Consider the following 16,418-nt stretch of genomic DNA (forward strand, 5'->3'; position numbering starts at 1 on the left):
TACCTTCGCCGCGGGGGACGCGAGAGGCACAACCGTTGCGCTTTTTTGGAAGCCGCCAGCGCGAGTACGACCCGTACAAGCTTGCGAGCCCGCAGGTCTACCTCTGGCGGATGACGATCTTCCTGATCATCGCCGCCTTCATCGCCCTCATCCTCTACGCGCAGATCCTGACCGCCTTCAAGGCGAACCCCGGCCTCAACGGCGTCATCATCGCCGTGCTCGTCATCGGCATCGGCCTGTCGTACCGGCAGATCTTCCGCCTCTTCCCCGAGATCCGCTGGGTCAACACGTTCCGCATCGCCGAGCCCGGCATCGAGGTTGAGCGCCCTCCGGTGCTGCTGGCGCCCATGGCGACGCTGCTCGGCGACCGCATCGGCCGCATGGCGATCTCGACACAGACGATGCGCTCGATCCTCGACTCGATCCAGATGCGGCTCGACGAAGACCGCGACATGGGGCGCTACCTCACCAGCCTGCTGATCTTCCTCGGCCTGCTCGGTACCTTCTGGGGCCTCCTGCAGACCGTCGGCGCCGTCGCCGCGACGATCCAGAATCTCGATGTGTCGTCGGCCAACACCGGCGTCATCTTCGAGGACCTCAAGGCCGGGCTCGCCGCACCGCTGGTCGGCATGGGTGTCGCGTTCTCGTCCTCGCTCTTCGGCCTCTCCGGCTCGCTGATCCTCGGCTTCCTCGACCTGCAGGCCGGCCAGGGCCAGAACATGTTCTACAACGACCTCGAGGACTGGCTGTCGACGGTCACCGACCTCGACCCCGAGATCCTCGACGCGCGCGGCGACAGCACAACCACCGCGGAAGACTTGCGTGTCGCGATCGAGCGGCTGTCACGCACCATCCAGGAGGGCAGCAAGCTGCCGCCGCCGACGGGAGACGCGGGCGGCACCCAGCGCGCCACCACGGCGATGGCCAATCTCGCCGAAGGCATCCAGGGCCTCGTCCAGCACATGCGCAGCGAGCAGCAGGTGGTGCGGAGCTGGGTCGAGACGCAGAGCGAGCAGAACAAGGAAGTCCACGCGCTGCTCGAGACCATCGCCAAGGCCCTGCAGACCCCCGCCCCGCCGTCGCAGGCCGCGGAGTAGCCCGTGGCCGCCCGCGCCCGGCGCATCAACCCGCGGGCCGACTACTGGCCGAGCTTCGTCGATGTGCTGACGAACCTGCTGCTGGTTTTCATCTTCCTTCTCTCGATCTTCGCCCTCGTTCAGTTTCTGCTGTCGCGCGAAATCAGCGGCAAGGACACCGTGCTGCAGCAGCTCAACGCCCAGATCGCCGAGCTGACCGAGATGCTGGCGCTGGAGAAGGCGTCGAAGAGCGAGGTCAGCGACAACCTCGTCAGCCTGCAGGCGAGCCTCGCAACCGCCGAGAACGACAAGGCGCGCCTGCAAGGCCTGCTCGATGCGCAATCGTCCGCGACCGCGAGCGCCGGCGGCCAGATCACAGCGCTGACCGGCCAGCTCGACGCCGAGAAGCAGGTGAGCCAGCGCGCCTTGGCGCAGGTCGAGTTGCTCAACCAGCAGATCGCCGCATTGCGCCGGCAGATCGCCGCGATCGAGACGGCGTTGGCTGCATCGGAAGACAAGGACAAGCAGAGCCAGACGCAGATCGCCGACCTCGGCCGGCGCCTCAACGTCGCGCTGGCGCAGCGCGTGCAGGAACTGTCGCGCTACCGCTCCGACTTCTTCGGGCGCTTGCGCGAAATTCTCGGCGACCGCCCCGACATCCGCGTCGTCGGCGATCGCTTCGTCTTCCAGTCCGAGGTGCTGTTCCCGGTCGGCTCCGACCAGATCAGCCCGGAGGGCGTCGACGAACTGTCCAAGGTCGCCGACGCGGTGGCCCAGTTGGCCGCCGAGATACCGGCCGACATCGGGTGGGTGCTGCAGGTCAACGGCCACACCGACAAGCAGCCGATCTCCGGCACCGGCGGCCGCTTCCGCTCCAACTGGGACCTGTCGGCGGCGCGCGCCATCTCGGTCGTGCAGTTCCTGGTCTCCAAGGGCATCGCACCGCAGCACCTGGTCGCCGCCGGCTACGGCGAGTTCCAGCCGCTCGAGGAAGGCGACACGCCGGAGGCCTACGCCAAGAACCGGCGCATCGAGCTGAAGGTGACGGAGCGGTAGGCAGGACTTCGACGCGGAGGAAAGACACCCCTCCCCAAAACCGCTTCGCGGTTTTGACCCTCCCGCAAGGGGAGAGTTCATCCCGTTGCCCGACCGAGACTCCGCTTGTTGAGCCCTCCCCTTGTGGGAGGGCCAAACCGCCAAAGGCGGTTTGGGGAGGGGTGTGCCGCAGCACGCTCGATGAACGCATCTCCCAAGCGCCACCTCCCCTCCGCTGTCATCCTTCAGCGCGAAGGTCCATCGGAGGAGAGATCCCCCAAACCGCTTCGCAGTTTTGACCCTCCCACAAGGGGAGAGTTCATCCCGTTGCCCGACCCAGACTCCGCTTGTTGAGCCCTCCCCCTGTGGGAGGGCCAAACCGCCAAAGGCGGTTTGGGGAGGGGTGTGCCGCAGCACGCGCCGAGCCGGCAACGGCTTCCCGGTCGCCGCCTCGCCTCCGCTGTCATCCTTCGGCGGCGCGAAGCGCCGACCGGAGGACCAGCTTCAAACATCTCCGATCGACGTGAGCCGAGACTGGTCCTCCGGTCGAGGCCTTCGGCCTCGCCGAAGGATGACAGTGAAGGGCTGCGACGGAGCGGCCACATTCCGCGCGGCGGCCGCGAGGTTGCCACCCGCGCCAAGCGACGCTATACCCCTGCCCCAAGCTGCCGGCTCAAGCGGCCGGCCCAACAAATCCGCGGTTTTCCGAGGCTGCCATGAAGAAAGACATCCACCCCGAGTATCACGAGATCAAGGTCGTGATGACCGACGGGACCGAGTACATGACCCGCTCGACCTACGGCGAGCCGGGCGCGACGCTGACGCTGGACATCGACCCGAAGACGCATCCGGCGTGGACCGGCGGCGGCCAGCACATCGTCGATCGCGGCGGCCGCGTGTCGCGTTTCAAGAACAAGTTCAAGGGCTTCATCGATACGACGAAGTAAGGCGCAAAGCCCTGCGCTGGAAGTTCCAAGCCCCGGCCATCGCGCCGGGGCTTTTCGTTGCTACTTGCCGCTGAAGGCTTCCGCGATGCGGCTCTGGTCGAGGCGCACCTTGTTTTCCACGGTCTCGGCGGCCCCGCCGTCGCGCAGCGCCTCGTCGAGGCGGATGACCCGCTCCTGCAGGCGCAGCGACCGGTCGATCAGCGTCTTCAGCCGCTCCGGCAGCTCGTCCCAGATGGCGCCCTCGGTCTGCGTCGACAGGCCGCCGAGCTTCACCTTCGCCCGTTCGTTGTTGGCCTGGGCGACGCTGAGGTCGCCCTCGTTGACGGCGCGCTGGAGCAGCAGCCACGACGCAAGCTGCATCAGCCGCGTCGTCAGGCGCATGGATTCCGTGGCGTAGGCCAGCGAAACCGCGCGCGGCAGGTTATGCGATTGGCGGCGCCCTTCCCCGTCGAGGTAGGTCGCGGTCTCCTCGACCAGCGCCATGCCCTCGCGGAACATCGCCTTGAAGGTATCGGAGGCCGCAAGCCGGCGCCCGAAGGCAACCGGCTCCGGACCAAGCAGCCCGGAAACGGCCTTGGATCTCTCGTCACTCATACGCCACACACCCCACTCGCGTTCCGCATCGGAACACCATGGGAGGGAGTGCGCAAGCCTCGGGCCAGCCAGGCGCGGACGGCTGTCCACAGCAATCCACAGGCCGTCATCAGGATGATTAAGAAACGCGAGCAGCGAACGGGCGCAGCACGCAAAAAGAGAGCCGCACGAGGCGGCTCTTCGAAAGTTTAAACAGGGAGGCGTCAAACAGAGTGGACGGAGCCACTCGAAATCCAGATGACTGGACGCATGAGTTAAGCCGCGTAAAGCTTAAGAAATGGTTAACGGGCTTAGTGGAATTGCCGAGGATGTCCTGAAATTGCGCCGTTTTGCCTGGCCGCAGTACCGTTGCGGGACCGCCACTACCGCTTGAAAAACGACGCCGCGACCGCCGCGCTGGCCTTCTTTGCCTCGGCCGCCGCCTCGAGCCGCGCGATCTCCGCTTTCAGCGCCGCGACGCGCGCCGCGAGCTCATCGAGCGACAGCTTGGAAAGGTCCTCGCCGATCTCGTGGGCGAGTTTCTTTTTCGGCGCTTCTTCGTCGAACAGCGGCATGGCCGAAAAGTAGCCGAGGGTCGCGCCGATGCGCTAGACCCGGACGATGACGTTGCCCCCGACCATGACCGCGATCGTCGCGCCCGTTCCCGGCGGGCCGGAGGCGCTGGTCGCCGAGACGCGGCCGCTGCCGGTTCCCCACGACGACGAGATTCTCGTCCGCGTCCGCGCCGCCGGCGTCAACCGGCCGGACGTGATGCAGCGGCAGGGCAAGTACCCGCCGCCGCCCGGCGCCTCCGATATTCTTGGGCTGGAGTTTGCCGGCGAGGTGGTGGCACTGGGGCCGAATGCGGCGCGCTTCGCGCTCGGCGACGCGGTCGTCGGCCTCGTCGCCGGCGGCGGCTATGCCGAATTCGTCGCGGTCGATGAGACGAACGCGCTGCCGCTCCCCCCGCGGCTTCTCGTTCATCGAAGGCGCCGCGATCCCCGAGACATTCTTCACGGTGTGGCCGAATCTTTTCCAGCGCGGACGGCTCGTCGCCGGCGAGACGGCGCTGATCCACGGCGGCGGCTCCGGCATCGGCACGACCGCGATCCAACTCGCCAAGGCCTTCGGCGCGAAGGTCATCACCACCGCCGGCAGCGCGGAGAAATGCGCTGCGTGCGTGACGCTCGGCGCCGACGTCGCGGTCAACTACCGCACGGAAGATTTCGTCGCCCGCGTCAGGGAGGCCACCGGCGGGCGCGGCACCGACGTCGTCCTCGATATCGTCGGCGGCGACTATGTCGCGCGCAACTACGAGGCCGCGGCGGAGGATGGCCGCGTCATCCAGATCGCGACCCAACTGGGCGGCCGGCCCGTGGTCCCGATCCACGTGCTGATGATGAAGCGGCTGACCCACACCGGCTCGACGCTTCGCGTGCGCTCCGTGTCGTTCAAGGCCGAGGTGGCGCGGGCGGTGCACGACAACGTCTGGCCGCTGTTCGAGGCGCGCAAGATCGCGCCGGTGATCGACTCGACCTATCCGCTTGCCCGCGTCGCCGATGCCCACGCACGGATGGAGGACGGTGCGCATTTCGGCAAGACCGTCCTGACGGTTTCCTGACGCTTGACGCTGCCGGACACCACCGCTATTTGCGCGGGCTCATGATGATGCGTTCGTTCCATTTCGCTGTGTTCCGCGTCGCCTAGTCGCCCCTGAGCACGCCATCGAGCCGCGCGCCGCGCCGGCCCTTCTGCCGTCCATCGCGGCGAATACGAAATTGCGAGCTGTCATGCCCGATCCGTCCAGCGCGCTGTCGCCAGCGCAAGTCGATCAATTCATCTCCGACGGCTACGTCCGCATCGACGGCGCCTTCCCGCGCGAAACTGCCGACGCCGGCCGCGCCATCCTGTGGGCCGACACCGGGTGCGATCCGCACGATCCGGCGACGTGGACGAAGCCGGTCATCCGCCTCAACCAGTACAGCCAGCCCCCCTTCCGCGCCGCCGCCAACACGCCGGTATTGCACAAGGCCTTCGATCAGTTGGTCGGCGCGGGCCGCTGGCTGCCGCGCGGCGCGCTCGGCACCTTCCCGGTGCGCTTTCCCTCGGCGGAGAATCCAGGCGACGACGGCTGGCACGTCGACGCCAGCTTCGGCTGGCAGGAGCACGCGGCGGACTTCATGTCGTGGCGCGTGAACGTGACCTCGCGCGACCGCGCCTTGCTGATGCTGTTCCTGTTTTCAGACGTCGGCGAGCGCGATGCACCGCCGCGCATTCGCGTCGGCTCCCATCACGACATTGCGCGGCAACTGGCGCCAGCCGGCGAGGCCGGCCTGACGCTGCGCGAACTCGCCGCCGACGGCTTCGCCGGAACGGCGCATCATCCGGTGGTGCTCGGGACCGGCGATGCCGGCACGGTCTATCTCTGCCACCCGTTCCTGGTGCATGCAGCCCAGCCACATCGCGGCACTCGTCCCCGCTTCATGGCGCAGCCACCGCTGCTGCCAAGGGAACCGTTGTCGCTGTCGCGCACCGACGGAGCGTATTCGCCGGTGGAGATCGCCATCCGGCAGGCACTCCAAGGCTGACAACGCGCGCCCCACCCGGCCGGCTGCTCCGGCTTCTCCGGCTGGTCGTCCAACTCCGACAGAGTTGTTTGTCCTCCCTCCCCCTTGCGGGGAGGGTGGGGGAACGCCTTCGAATGACAAGCCGCCGCGCCCGGACTGCGCAATATGAAGGCGTGCCCAAAAGGGTCTCGACGGCGAAGGTTGGGTTTGCGTCCCGCCCGTGAGCGCCCTATATACACGCCAATCCCACAACAAAATCCTCAACGTTTGGGGTTCGCCGGGCGGAAAACCCGGTGAGCGACCGGGAGAGAATTAGCAGAATGACTACCGCCACCCCGCTGATGCCCAAGGCCACCGCCGTCTGGCTGGTCGCCAACACTTCGCTGTCGTTCGACCAGATCGCCGACTTCTGCCACCTGCATCCGCTCGAAGTGCAGGCGATCGCCGACGGCGAGGCCGCGCAGTCGATCAAGGGCCTCGATCCGGTCCTCACCGGCCAGCTCACGCGCGAGGACATCGAGAAGGCGGAGGCCGATTCCGCCATTCGCCTCGGCGTGCACGAGCCGCGCGTCCGCGCGCCGGTGTCGAAGCGCAAGGGCCCGCGCTACACGCCGGTGTCGCGCCGTCAGGATCGCCCGAACGCGATCCTCTGGCTCCTGCGCAACCATCCCGAATTGAAGGACGCGGCGATCATGCGTCTCGTCGGCACCACCAAGCCGACGATCGAATCGATCCGCAGCCGCTCGCACTGGAACTCGAACAACCTGCAGCCGACCGATCCGGTCGCGCTGGGCCTCTGCTCGCAGATCGATCTCGATTTCGAGGTCGAGAAGGCGGCGAAAAATTCGCCGCAGCCCCCGGCCCCGGCCGAAGGCGCGACGCTGCTGCCGGCTTCCGAGACGACCACGACCGCTGCCGCCGCCGCGCTGGCCGCCGCCGCGAGCCGCCCCGAGCGGAGCGCGGAACGCGAGGCTGCGGACGAGGCAAGCGCCGTGTTCGCCAAGCTGAAGTCGATGAACAAGGCGCCGAAAGACGAGGACGAAGGCTAGCTTCGGCTAGCCCTTCACCGGCACCGTGTAGTTGAGCGGCAAACGGCCGCCGTCGGCGTAGATCGTCTGGCCGGTGATGTAGCTCGCCTCGTCGGACGCCAGGAACACCGCGATCGCCGCGATCTCGGACGGCTCGCCGATGCGCCCCATCGGCGTCCGCGACAGGATGCGGCCCCGCGCTGCCGGATCGGCCATCGTCGCCTTCAGCATCTCGGTATTGATCGAGCCCGGCCCGATGGCGTTGACGCGGATGCCGTGTTCGGCAAGCGACAGCGCCATCACCTTGGTGAGCTGGTTGATGCCGCCCTTGGACACCGAGTAGGGCACCTGGTTGGCGATCGCGAAGACGGCGTTGACCGACGACAGGTTGACGATCGTGCCGGGCTTCTCGCCCGCCTTGACGCGCTCGACCATGTGCCGCGCCACCGCCTGCCCGACCAGGAACGCGCCCTTGAGGTTGACGCGCAGCACGCGATCGAACTCCGCTTCCTCGAGATCGAGGAAATCGCGCGCCGCCAGCACCGCCGCGTTATTGACCAGAATATCGACCGGGCCGAAAGCCTCGATGGTCGCCGCCAGCAGCCGCGCGACCGCGGCGGAATCGCCGACGTCGCAATTGACGTAGCGCACCGAGCCCAGCGCGCCGAGGTCCTTGCCGAGCGCGCCCATCTCCTTCACCGCCGCCGCGCCCGCCTCGTCGTTGACGTCGGCGACCACGACGCGCGCGCCCTCGCTCAAGAAACGCCGCGCGATGGCGTTGCCGATGCCGCGCGCCGCGCCGGTGACGATCGCGACCTTGTCTTCAAGCAGATGCACGGAACCTGTTCCCCTTTGAACCGATTGATCTGCGGCCATCCTACACGGTGACGCGCATTGCCGGAATCGCATCGCCGGCTTAGTTTGTCGGCCTCCCGCCACACGCGCCGGCCCCCATGCTCGACAATCCCTGGTTCTACGTCGCCGCCGTGCCGGCGATGATCATCCTCGGCCTGTCCAAGGGCGGCTTCACCGCCGTCGGCCTCATCGCGGTGCCGATCCTGGCGCTGGTCATCTCGCCGGTGCAGGCGGCGGGCATCACGCTGCCGGTGCTGGTGCTGTCCGACATCGTCGCGGTCATCGCCTACTGGGGCGTCTTCGACCGCCGCACGATGCTGATCATGCTGCCCGGCGCCGTCGTCGGCGTGCTCATCGGCTGGCTGACGGCCGCATGGGTGACCGAGTCGGAGGTGCGCCTGATCGTCGGCCTCACCTCGATCGCCTTCGCTCTGAACTGGTGGTTCCGCCACCGTCACCGGCCGGAGCCGCGCGGGCAGGATCCCGTGCGTGGCACCTTCTGGAGCATCGTCACCGGCTTCACCTCGTTCGTCAGCCACGCCGGCGGGCCGCCGTTCCAGATCTACACGCTGCCGCTCCGCCTCGAGCCGCGCGTGTTCGCCGGCACGAGCGTGCTGCTTTTCGCGATCATCAACGCGTTCAAGACGGTGCCGTACTTCTTCCTCGGCCAGTTCGACACGGAGAACCTCAAGGCATCGGCGGTGCTGCTGCCGATCTCGATTCCGGCGACGTTCGTCGGCGTCTGGCTGGTGAAGAAGGTCGAGGCCGAGCCGTTCTACAAGATCATCTACGCGGCGTTCTTCCTGCTCGGCATCTACCTCACCGTCGAAAGCATCGCGGCCTACGTCTGAGGTCAGGCCTTGGGCGTGGGCGGCGGCGGGATTTCGCCGACCGCCTTCTGCCACGACGCCCGTTGCTCCATCCGCCCGATCCACGCCGCCACCTTCGGCCGCGTGTCGAGCGAGATGCCCGCCTTGACGCGATTGTTGAAGGTCGTGGCGATCGCGAAGTCGGCGATGCTGAGCGCGCCGGCGATCCAGTCCTTGCCGTGGCCGAGTCCGACCTCGAGCACGTCGAGGAACTGGTCGACGTTCTTCATCTCGGCGGCGATCACCGCCTCATCCGGCGCACCGCGCCCGAACGCAGCCTTCATCACCCGTTCGAACGCCACCCTCTGCATCGCCGGGCCGAGATGGATCGCCTGCCAGTACGACCACTGGTCGATGATGGCGCGATGCCTGAGCTCGGCGGGATACAGCCCCTTCTCCGGAAATTTGCCGGCGAGGTAGGCATTGATGGCGCGCGACTCCCAGAGGACGAGATCGCCGTCGACCAGCACCGGCACCTTGGCGTTTGGATTGAGCTTCAGGTACTCGGGCGTGCGGTTGCCGCCGCGGAGGTCAATGTCGATCTTCTCGATCTCGATGCCGAGTTCGTAAATCACCAGGCGAACACGCAGCGCATTGGGCGAGCTATTGGCGTTGTAAAGCTTCATGACAGTTCCCGATTTCGATGGCAGCACGTTGTCGGCCTAAGGCGCACGCCGGCCCGCAAAACGCAACACCAGCCAACCGACGATCGCCGAGGCAACCGAACCGGCGAGCACGCCGATCTTGGTCGCGTCATGGTAGGTGTCGGCGGTGAAGGCGAGCAGGCCGATGAACAGACTCATCGTGAAGCCGATGCCGCAGAGAATCGCCACGCCGTAAACCTGCCGCCACGTCGCGTCGGCCGGCATCGCCGCAAGCCGCGCCCGGATCGTCAGGTACGCGCCGCCGAACACGCCGACCTGCTTGCCGAGGAACAGCCCGACCGCCGAGCCGAGCGCAACCGGATGCCCCAGCGCCGCAAGGCCGGAGGCGCCCAGTGCCACGCCGGCATTGGCGAAGCCGAACAGCGGCAGCACGAGGAACGCTACCCGGCGCTGCAGCAGATGCTCCAGCTTCTCCAGCGTGCCGCCGGCGATCGGGACGGTCGCGGCGAGCAGCACGCCGGCGATGGTCGGGTGGACGCCCGATTTCAGGACGAAGAACCAGAGCACCGCGCCCGCCACGAGATACGCCCACAGCGCGCGCACGCCCGCGACGTTGAGCGCGACGAGCGCCGCAAGCACCAGTGCCGCGAGACCGAGCATCAACAGCGACAGATCGGCCGTGTAGAACACCGCGATGATGACCACCGCGCCGAGGTCGTCGAGGATCGCCAGCGCCGTCAGGAACACCTTGAGCGACGCCGGCACGCGGTCGCCGAGCAGCGCCAGTACGCCGAGCGAGAAAGCGATGTCGGTCGCCGCCGGTATCGCCCAGCCGCGCAGCGTCTCCGGCGAGCCCGCGTTCAGCGCGACATAGATCAGCGCCGGCACGACCATGCCGCCGAGCGCCGCGAAGCCGGGCAGCGCGCGCGCCTTCCACGATGCAAGCTGCCCGACCACCAGCTCACGTTTGATCTCCAGCCCGACCAGCAGGAAGAACACCGCCATCAGCGCGTCGTTGATCCAGTGAAGGACGCTGAGCGGACCGAGGTAGGCGCGCAGCGCCGCGAAGTACGCCCACGCCAGCGGCGAGTTGGCGACGACGAGCGCCAGTGCCGCGCTCGCCATCAGCACGATGCCGCCCGCCGCCCCGCTCCGGATGAATCGCTGGAACATCAGGCCCGCGTTGCCACGCCGCGCGTGCTTTTACAATACGGGCCGCGCTGGCACGCCGCGGAAAAGAAGCGGCCCGGAGCTGGACCGGGCCGCTTGCGACCATCATGCCGGCGCCGCAGAGGCAGGCCGATGATCGTCTTTGCTTCGATCTGATGCCAAATGCGAAGCCCGGCTATTTGGGCGGCATCGCATCGCACGAGACGTCCATGTTCATGTCGGCGAACGCGCCCATGGAGTTCGGCTTCCACGCCCAGACGTGCAGTTCGTAGAACGGGTCGAGACCGTAGCGGTTGGGCGCATTGGTGAAGCTGAACAGGTGTCCGTCGAGCGACGCCGGCCCCTTGAAGCTGATGTACTCGACCGCGATCAGGTTCAGTTTGCCGTCGGCGGTCGGCTCGTACATGACCGCCTCCGGCTTGGCGATATCGATGACGCCGTCCTTGAGGTTATCGCCGCTGACGTAGTGGATGCCCATCGCGCCGCCGTCGATGCCGCTGGCGCAGGGGATCGGGCCGTAGCCTTCCTTGACCGCGACCGCCACGTCCTTGAAGCGATCGTTGGCGACTCGCACGGCGTCGGCGAGCGGATTGCCGGCGGCGGACGCCGTGGCGATCGCCATCAGGGAGAAGACGGCGAAGGCTGATGCATGCTTGAGGCTGCTCATGTTCGTTCTCCGTGTCGTGGGTGAGGTCGGATCGAGTCGCGGTCAGGCCGCGACCGCAGTCGTCGGGTCGATGATCGTCTTGATCTCGATGATGCGGTCGGCCGGGAAGCCGCTGATCTCGGCGTGCTTGCGGATCATGTCCTCGCCGGTGGCGAGATAGACGCAGAAGGTGCGGTCGCCGGCGACGAACGTCTCGACCCACTGGATCTTGGGCGCCAGCTTGGCGAGCGCCGCGTTCGACTGCTCCGAGATGCCGCAGAACTGCGCCTCGGTGGAGCCGCCGATGCCGGGGATGATGCGCTCGATGACGTAGCGGTTGAGTGTCATGCGTCGTCTCCGTCGTTGGCCGCTCGCCTGATCGCGAGCGAATGGCGGAGACTTCGCCGGACACCGGACCGTCCACAACTCCACTTTATGTACCGGACAGGCGATACAGTTTATGTACTGGTACACCCCACGGCTGCAGCGCTACGCTGCCGGGCTTGGTGGAGGGCACGACATGAACGCGCAAGCCGGATACGGTCAGTTCTGCCCAGTCGCCATGGCGGCTGAGCTCCTATCTTCGCGCTGGACGGTGGTGCTGCTCCGCGAGCTGATCGCGGGCTCGACCCGCTTCAACGATTTGCGCAAGGGCGTCTCGCGCATGTCGCCGACGCTGTTGTCGAAGCGGCTGCGCGAGCTGGAGGCTGCCGGCATCATCGAGCGTGGCGCCGACCGCAACTCCTATCAGCTCACCGACGCCGGGCGCGATCTGCGCATGGTCGTCGAGGCCTTCGGCATCTGGGGCCAGCGCTGGATGAGCAAGCATCTCTCGCTGCAGAATCTCGACCCGTTCCTGCTGATGCTCGACATGAAGCGCAACGTCGACCCCGGCCACATGCCCAAGAAGCAGGCCGTCATCCACGTCCGCTATCCCGAGCTTACGCCGGCGCGCCGGCGCTGGTGGCTGATCGTGGAGCGTGGCGACGTCGAGATCACGCAGGAGGATCCCGGCGTCGATCCCGACCTCACCGTCGAGGCGTCGCTAACCGCAATGACGGAAATATGGATGGGGCTGAGCACCGTGCGGAAGGAAGCCGCCGCCGGCAATCTCAAGTGGACCGGCGACCGGGCCGTCGCCAATTCGATGCAGGCGTGGCTGGGCCTCAGTCCGTTCGCCTCGGAGCCGAAGCGCGCAGCCGCGTAGCGCCGCCCGCCTGCCCGACGCCTAGTGGACCGACTCGGTCCTCAGCTTCTCGATCTCGTCTTTCAGCAACAGTTTGCGGCGCTTGAGTTCCGTGAGCGCGAGCGTGTCGATGCCCGGGTGGTGCATCGCGTCCTCGATCTGCTTCTCCAGCGTGCGATGGCGACGCTCAAGTTCCGCAAGGTGCATTTCCATAGCCATCAGCGGGGCCTCCCTGTTGACTAGACTTGCTACTGTGACACACCGAAAACCGCGTGTCGAACCTTCGGCGGCCACTATCCAAAGCCGGAACTTTGGCCTCAATTTGACATGGGCAAGGCGCCCGTATTCTTCAAGCGTGGTAGAAATTTCAGGCCATGAGTTCAGGCGGGCGGCGGCTTACCGACGAGGAAGAACGCGAGGTGCGGCGGGAACTTGCCGAGCTTCGGCAGGAGCACCGCGACCTCGACGCCGCAATTCTGGCGATGGCGGAATCAGTAAGGCCCGACACAATCCAGATTCAGCGCATGAAGAAGCGCAAGCTGGTGCTGAAGGACCGCATCTCGGCGCTGGAAGACCGCCTGCTGCCCGACATCATTGCCTGATCCGGTTGCGGCAGGGCTCCCCGCACCTATAATCCCGCGCTCCGCCGCCCCAACCCGTTGAATTGCGAATCGTTGATGGCCAAGAAGACGACGCCTCGCCCTGCCCGCGCCAAGGCGGCGAAGGCCCCCCGGGTAGCGCCCGTCGCCATCGTGATGGGCAGCCAGTCCGACTGGTCGATCCTCAAGGAAACGGCGAACACGCTGGATGCGTTGGGCATCGGGCACGACAACCGCATCGTCTCGGCCCACCGCACGCCGGAGCGGCTGGTGAAATTCGCCAAGGGCGCGCGCGATGCGGGATACTCCGTCATCATCGCCGGCGCCGGCGGCGCGGCGCATCTCCCCGGCATGGTCGCGTCGATGACGCCGCTGCCGGTGTTCGGCGTGCCGATCGAGACCAAGGCGCTGGGCGGCCAGGACAGCCTCTACTCCATCGTCCAGATGCCGGCCGGCGTTCCCGTCGGTACCCTCGCCATCGGCCGCGCCGGCGCGATCAACGCCGCGCTGCTCGCCGCCGCCGTGCTTGCGCTGCACGATACGAAAATCGCGGCCGCGCTCGACAAGTGGCGCGCCGCGCAATCGGCGAGCGTCGGCGAACGCCCGACCGACGACCCGCGCTGATGGCGAACGCCCCGGAACGGATGCTGGCCCCCGGCGCAACCATCGGCATCCTCGGCGGCGGCCAGCTCGGCCGGATGCTCGCGACCGCCGCCGCCGAGCTCGGCCTCTCGTGCCACATCTATTGCCCGGATCCGAAAAGCCCGGCGTTCGCCGTCGCCGCGGCGCGCACCGTCGCGCCCTACGAAGACGAAGCCGCGCTCGCCGCCTTCGCGCAGTCCGTCGACGTCGTCACGTATGAATTCGAAAACGTGCCGGTTGCCACGGTGCGCTTCCTCGCCGAGCGCGTCGCCGTGTTCCCGCGCCAGCGCAGCCTCGAAGTCGCCCAGGACCGTTTCCACGAGAAGCGCCTGATGGGCGAGCTCGGCATCGCGGTGCCGACCTTCGCGCCGGTCAACGCGCAGCAGGACATATACTCGGCGCTCGCCCGCACCGGCCGCCCGGCGGTGCTCAAGACGCGTCGCATGGGCTACGACGGCAAGGGCCAGGCGATCATCCGCTCCGGCGACGATCTGGTCGCCGCCTGGCGCTCGATCGGCGAGCAGCCGGCGATCCTGGAATCTTTCGTCACCTTCGAGCGCGAGATTTCCGTCATCCTCGCCCGCACCCGCGACGGCGCCATGCGCGCCTACGACATCTGCGAGAACCGCCACATCAACGGCATCCTCGCCACCACCACGATCCCCGCCGCCGTCACGCCTGAGATCGCCGCCGAGGCCGTCGCCATGGCCGAGAAGATCGGCGAGGCGCTGGATCACGTCGGCATCCTCGCGGTCGAGATGTTTTCCACACCCGGCGGCGTGCTGCTGGTCAACGAGATCGCGCCCCGCGTCCACAACTCCGGCCACTGGACCACGGATGCATGTCTCGTCTCGCAGTTCGAGCAGCACATCCGCGCCGTCGCCGGCTGGCCGCTCGGCGACATCGAACGCCACTCCGACGTGACGATGGAAAATCTGATCGGCAACGACGCCGCCCGCTGGGCCGAGATCGCCGCCGAGCCCGGCGCGCGCCTGCATCTCTACGGCAAGGCGGAGACGCGCCCCGGTCGCAAGATGGGCCACGTCAACCGGCTGAGTCCCGCGGAAAAAATCTAGGCCGACGCCCCCTCCACCACGCTTCGCGGGAGGAGGAGCGTAAGCTTCGCCTCCGGTGCTCCTCCGTTTACGGGGGAGCTGTCGGCAAAGCCGACTGAGGGGGCTGCGCCTCAAGCAACACCCGCGGCATTTTGACGGGCAATCCGGATTCTGGTAAATCAGCCGCCGCTCGGAGGACGCCCGCGCGCCCCTCCGGTGGACATCAACCCGCTGAAGGACGGCTCGCTTGCAGGTACTCGTTCGCGACAACAACGTCGATCAGGCGCTGAAGGCCCTCAAGAAGAAGATGCAGCGCGAGGGTCTGTTTCGCGAGATGAAGCTGCGCGATCACTACGAGAAGCCGTCCGAGAAGCGCGCCCGCGAAAAGGCCGAAGCCATCCGTCGCGCCCGCAAGCTGGCGCGCAAGCGCCTGCAGCGTGAGGGCCTGCTGCCGACGCCGAAAGTCGCGCCGCGCCACGCCGCCGGCGGCCCCGGTCGCGGCGGTCGCGGTGCCGGCGCTTCCGAATTCGGACGGCGCAGCCCTTAAATTCGCCCGCTTCGACCTATTTCGCTTATGCTGCGACGCGGCGCGAACGCCGCCCGACTGAATTGCTTTTGAAAAGGTCGAAGGACGCGGATGGCTGAAGCGGCATTTTCCATTTCTTCCCTGCCCCGGCTCACGGCGCTGGCGGCGGTGCTCGCCGCCGCGCTGGCGCTTGCCGGTTGCCAGAGCTCCGATCTCGCCAGCGGCGCCATCGACACGTCCGCCGCCTCGATGGTCAATCTCGACTCGCTGTCGGCCGTCATCGCGCAGAACCCGAACGACGCCACGACCTACAACGTGCGCGGCAGCGCCTACGGCCGCGCCGGCCGCAGCCGCGAGGCGATCGCCGACTTCGACGCCGCCATCAAGATCAAGCCGGACTTCTACCAGGCCTACGCCAACCGCGCGCTCGTCCAGCGCAACCTCAAGAAGGACGATCTCGCCTTCGCCGACTACAACCAGGCGATCCAGATCAACCCGAGCTACGCCGTCGCCTACGTCGGGCGCGGCAACATGTACCGCCAGCGCAAGCAGTTCGATCTCGCCCTCGCCGACTTCAACAAGGCGATCGAGCTCGACGCCAACGACCCGCGCGCCTACCACAACCGCGGCCTGATCTATCAGGCAGAAGGCCAGCACGTGCCGGCGATCGACGATTTCTCCAAGGCGATCTCGCTGGCGCCGACCGCCGCCGAGCCGTTCAACGCGCGCGGCATGTCGTATCTGGCGACCAGCGACTACCGCGCCGCCCTCGACGACTTCAACGAGGTGGTGAAGCGCGACGCCCAATCCTTCGAGGGCTGGACCAACGAGGGCCTGGCGCTGGAGCGCCTCGGCGAGACGCAGAAGGCCTTCGCCGCCTTCGCCCACGCCGCCAACCTCAACCCCGGCTACGCCCCCGCCAGCGAAGGCATGCACCGCACTGCGCAAGGCGGCGGCGTCGCGTTGAGCCAGGGGTAGCGGCGCTGCCGCCGCTATCCGTCAATTCAGATGCAGGGTCAGACCGACCCGGGCCTCCAGC

The 16,418-nt window shown here is 67.3% G+C and carries 20 protein-coding genes and 1 pseudogene; 13 read left to right on the forward strand and 8 right to left on the reverse strand.

Translation table 11 applies throughout. From position 1 onward, the window contains the following. Positions 1 to 110 precede the first annotated feature (110 nt). From WDM94_14020 to rpmE, 3 genes are all read left to right on the forward strand, one after another. A complete protein-coding gene (locus WDM94_14020) occupies positions 111 to 1,097 on the forward strand; it encodes a flagellar motor protein MotA (protein MEJ0013703.1) in 987 nt (328 codons plus the stop codon). Between the two features lie 3 nt (positions 1,098 to 1,100). Next, positions 1,101 to 2,132, forward strand: a complete 1,032-nt coding sequence (locus WDM94_14025) for a peptidoglycan -binding protein (protein MEJ0013704.1) — start codon at positions 1,101 to 1,103, stop codon at positions 2,130 to 2,132. Between the two features lie 695 nt (positions 2,133 to 2,827). After that, positions 2,828 to 3,058, forward strand: coding sequence for a 50S ribosomal protein L31 (gene rpmE / locus WDM94_14030; protein ID MEJ0013705.1), 231 nt, complete (start codon positions 2,828 to 2,830; stop codon positions 3,056 to 3,058). A gap of 60 nt (positions 3,059 to 3,118) precedes the next feature. Here rpmE and WDM94_14035 read toward each other — a convergent pair whose 3' ends face one another. Then, positions 3,119 to 3,652, reverse strand: coding sequence for a DUF1465 family protein (locus WDM94_14035; protein ID MEJ0013706.1), 534 nt, complete (start codon positions 3,650 to 3,652; stop codon positions 3,119 to 3,121). A 362-nt stretch (positions 3,653 to 4,014) separates the two neighbouring features. Further along, complete coding sequence (locus WDM94_14040) at positions 4,015 to 4,206, reverse strand: DUF1192 domain-containing protein (protein ID MEJ0013707.1); 192 nt, start codon at positions 4,204 to 4,206, stop codon at positions 4,015 to 4,017. A gap of 64 nt (positions 4,207 to 4,270) precedes the next feature. Between WDM94_14040 and WDM94_14045 the strand changes: the two are divergent. The 3 genes and pseudogenes from WDM94_14045 (at position 4,271) to WDM94_14055 (ending at position 7,247) form a co-directional block, all read left to right on the forward strand. Further along, positions 4,271 to 5,252, forward strand: a pseudogene (locus WDM94_14045) (NAD(P)H-quinone oxidoreductase). A gap of 169 nt (positions 5,253 to 5,421) precedes the next feature. Further along, positions 5,422 to 6,219: a phytanoyl-CoA dioxygenase gene (locus WDM94_14050; GenBank protein ID MEJ0013708.1), complete on the forward strand. Its 798-nt coding sequence runs from the start codon at positions 5,422 to 5,424 to the stop codon at positions 6,217 to 6,219. 299 nt (positions 6,220 to 6,518) lie between these two features. Further along, complete coding sequence (locus tag WDM94_14055; protein MEJ0013709.1) at positions 6,519 to 7,247, forward strand: cell cycle transcriptional regulator TrcR; 729 nt, start codon at positions 6,519 to 6,521, stop codon at positions 7,245 to 7,247. A 6-nt stretch (positions 7,248 to 7,253) separates the two neighbouring features. Here the strand turns inward: WDM94_14055 and WDM94_14060 are convergent, their stop codons facing one another. Then, entirely contained in the window at positions 7,254 to 8,063 is an 810-nt protein-coding gene (locus WDM94_14060) for an SDR family oxidoreductase (protein MEJ0013710.1), read from the reverse strand. Positions 8,064 to 8,179: 116 nt separating this feature from the next. On the opposite strand from WDM94_14060, the gene WDM94_14065 reads away from it, so the two are divergent. Beyond that, positions 8,180 to 8,932 (forward strand): sulfite exporter TauE/SafE family protein, encoded by a 753-nt coding sequence (locus tag WDM94_14065; GenBank protein ID MEJ0013711.1) that lies wholly within the window; start codon positions 8,180 to 8,182, stop codon positions 8,930 to 8,932. Positions 8,933 to 8,934: 2 nt separating this feature from the next. On the opposite strand, the gene WDM94_14070 is transcribed toward WDM94_14065, so the two are convergent. The 4 genes from WDM94_14070 to WDM94_14085 form a co-directional block, all read right to left on the reverse strand. Beyond that, complete coding sequence (locus WDM94_14070) at positions 8,935 to 9,576, reverse strand: glutathione S-transferase family protein (GenBank protein ID MEJ0013712.1); 642 nt, start codon at positions 9,574 to 9,576, stop codon at positions 8,935 to 8,937. Between the two features lie 36 nt (positions 9,577 to 9,612). After that, positions 9,613 to 10,728: a Na+/H+ antiporter NhaA gene (gene nhaA / locus WDM94_14075; protein MEJ0013713.1), complete on the reverse strand. Its 1,116-nt coding sequence runs from the start codon at positions 10,726 to 10,728 to the stop codon at positions 9,613 to 9,615. 172 nt (positions 10,729 to 10,900) lie between these two features. After that, on the reverse strand, positions 10,901 to 11,347 hold the full coding sequence (locus WDM94_14080; protein MEJ0013714.1) for a hypothetical protein: 447 nt from the start codon (positions 11,345 to 11,347) through the stop codon (positions 10,901 to 10,903). An 87-nt stretch (positions 11,348 to 11,434) separates the two neighbouring features. Continuing rightward, complete coding sequence (locus WDM94_14085; protein ID MEJ0013715.1) at positions 11,435 to 11,719, reverse strand: DUF4242 domain-containing protein; 285 nt, start codon at positions 11,717 to 11,719, stop codon at positions 11,435 to 11,437. Between the two features lie 172 nt (positions 11,720 to 11,891). On the opposite strand from WDM94_14085, the gene WDM94_14090 reads away from it, so the two are divergent. Then, positions 11,892 to 12,578, forward strand: a complete 687-nt coding sequence (locus WDM94_14090) for a helix-turn-helix domain-containing protein (GenBank protein ID MEJ0013716.1) — start codon at positions 11,892 to 11,894, stop codon at positions 12,576 to 12,578. Positions 12,579 to 12,599: 21 nt separating this feature from the next. Here the strand turns inward: WDM94_14090 and WDM94_14095 are convergent, their stop codons facing one another. Next, the gene (locus tag WDM94_14095; protein MEJ0013717.1) at positions 12,600 to 12,776 is read right to left on the reverse strand and encodes a DUF465 domain-containing protein; all 177 of its coding nucleotides are present in this window, start codon (positions 12,774 to 12,776) and stop codon (positions 12,600 to 12,602) included. Positions 12,777 to 12,931: 155 nt separating this feature from the next. Between WDM94_14095 and WDM94_14100 the strand changes: the two genes are divergently transcribed. The 5 genes from WDM94_14100 to WDM94_14120 all read left to right on the forward strand — a co-directional run bounded on the left by WDM94_14100 (position 12,932) and on the right by WDM94_14120 (position 16,357). After that, on the forward strand, positions 12,932 to 13,159 hold the full coding sequence (locus WDM94_14100; protein ID MEJ0013718.1) for a DUF465 domain-containing protein: 228 nt from the start codon (positions 12,932 to 12,934) through the stop codon (positions 13,157 to 13,159). Between the two features lie 153 nt (positions 13,160 to 13,312). Next, positions 13,313 to 13,780: a 5-(carboxyamino)imidazole ribonucleotide mutase gene (gene purE / locus WDM94_14105; protein ID MEJ0013719.1), complete on the forward strand. Its 468-nt coding sequence runs from the start codon at positions 13,313 to 13,315 to the stop codon at positions 13,778 to 13,780. Beyond that, positions 13,780 to 14,874 carry a 5-(carboxyamino)imidazole ribonucleotide synthase gene (locus WDM94_14110; GenBank protein MEJ0013720.1) on the forward strand — a complete coding sequence of 365 codons (1,095 nt, stop codon included), beginning with the start codon at positions 13,780 to 13,782 and terminating at the stop codon, positions 14,872 to 14,874. Before purE ends, WDM94_14110 begins: the two co-directional genes overlap by 1 nt. Before the next feature lie 226 nt (positions 14,875 to 15,100). After that, positions 15,101 to 15,400 carry a 30S ribosomal protein S21 gene (gene rpsU / locus WDM94_14115; GenBank protein ID MEJ0013721.1) on the forward strand — a complete coding sequence of 100 codons (300 nt, stop codon included), beginning with the start codon at positions 15,101 to 15,103 and terminating at the stop codon, positions 15,398 to 15,400. 90 nt (positions 15,401 to 15,490) lie between these two features. Next, positions 15,491 to 16,357, forward strand: coding sequence for a tetratricopeptide repeat protein (locus tag WDM94_14120; GenBank protein MEJ0013722.1), 867 nt, complete (start codon positions 15,491 to 15,493; stop codon positions 16,355 to 16,357). Positions 16,358 to 16,418 lie beyond the last annotated feature (61 nt).

The organism is Bauldia sp., assembly GCA_037200845.1.
In the GTDB taxonomy this organism is placed as follows: Bacteria; Pseudomonadota; Alphaproteobacteria; order Rhizobiales; family Kaistiaceae; genus DASZQY01.

Bases quoted from the DNA above. Each gene is read 5' to 3' on its own strand.
- WDM94_14050 (MEJ0013708.1), top strand. From the start codon at position 5,422: ATGCCCGATCCGTCCAGCGCGCTGTCGCCAGCGCAAGTCGATCAATTC.
- WDM94_14085 (MEJ0013715.1), bottom strand. From the start codon at position 11,719: ATGACACTCAACCGCTACGTCATCGAGCGCATCATCCCCGGCATCGGC.
- WDM94_14110 (MEJ0013720.1), top strand. From the start codon at position 13,780: ATGGCGAACGCCCCGGAACGGATGCTGGCCCCCGGCGCAACCATCGGC.
- purE (MEJ0013719.1), top strand. From the start codon at position 13,313: ATGGGCAGCCAGTCCGACTGGTCGATCCTCAAGGAAACGGCGAACACG.
- WDM94_14120 (MEJ0013722.1), top strand. From the start codon at position 15,491: ATGGCTGAAGCGGCATTTTCCATTTCTTCCCTGCCCCGGCTCACGGCG.
- WDM94_14080 (MEJ0013714.1), bottom strand. From the start codon at position 11,347: ATGGCGATCGCCACGGCGTCCGCCGCCGGCAATCCGCTCGCCGACGCC.
- WDM94_14020 (MEJ0013703.1), top strand. From the start codon at position 111: ATGACGATCTTCCTGATCATCGCCGCCTTCATCGCCCTCATCCTCTAC.
- WDM94_14040 (MEJ0013707.1), bottom strand. From the start codon at position 4,206: ATGCCGCTGTTCGACGAAGAAGCGCCGAAAAAGAAACTCGCCCACGAG.
- WDM94_14065 (MEJ0013711.1), top strand. From the start codon at position 8,180: ATGCTCGACAATCCCTGGTTCTACGTCGCCGCCGTGCCGGCGATGATC.
- WDM94_14035 (MEJ0013706.1), bottom strand. From the start codon at position 3,652: ATGAGTGACGAGAGATCCAAGGCCGTTTCCGGGCTGCTTGGTCCGGAG.
- WDM94_14100 (MEJ0013718.1), top strand. From the start codon at position 12,932: ATGAGTTCAGGCGGGCGGCGGCTTACCGACGAGGAAGAACGCGAGGTG.
- WDM94_14090 (MEJ0013716.1), top strand. From the start codon at position 11,892: ATGAACGCGCAAGCCGGATACGGTCAGTTCTGCCCAGTCGCCATGGCG.
- WDM94_14095 (MEJ0013717.1), bottom strand. From the start codon at position 12,776: ATGGCTATGGAAATGCACCTTGCGGAACTTGAGCGTCGCCATCGCACG.
- WDM94_14070 (MEJ0013712.1), bottom strand. From the start codon at position 9,576: ATGAAGCTTTACAACGCCAATAGCTCGCCCAATGCGCTGCGTGTTCGC.
- nhaA (MEJ0013713.1), bottom strand. From the start codon at position 10,728: ATGTTCCAGCGATTCATCCGGAGCGGGGCGGCGGGCGGCATCGTGCTG.
- rpmE (MEJ0013705.1), top strand. From the start codon at position 2,828: ATGAAGAAAGACATCCACCCCGAGTATCACGAGATCAAGGTCGTGATG.
- WDM94_14055 (MEJ0013709.1), top strand. From the start codon at position 6,519: ATGACTACCGCCACCCCGCTGATGCCCAAGGCCACCGCCGTCTGGCTG.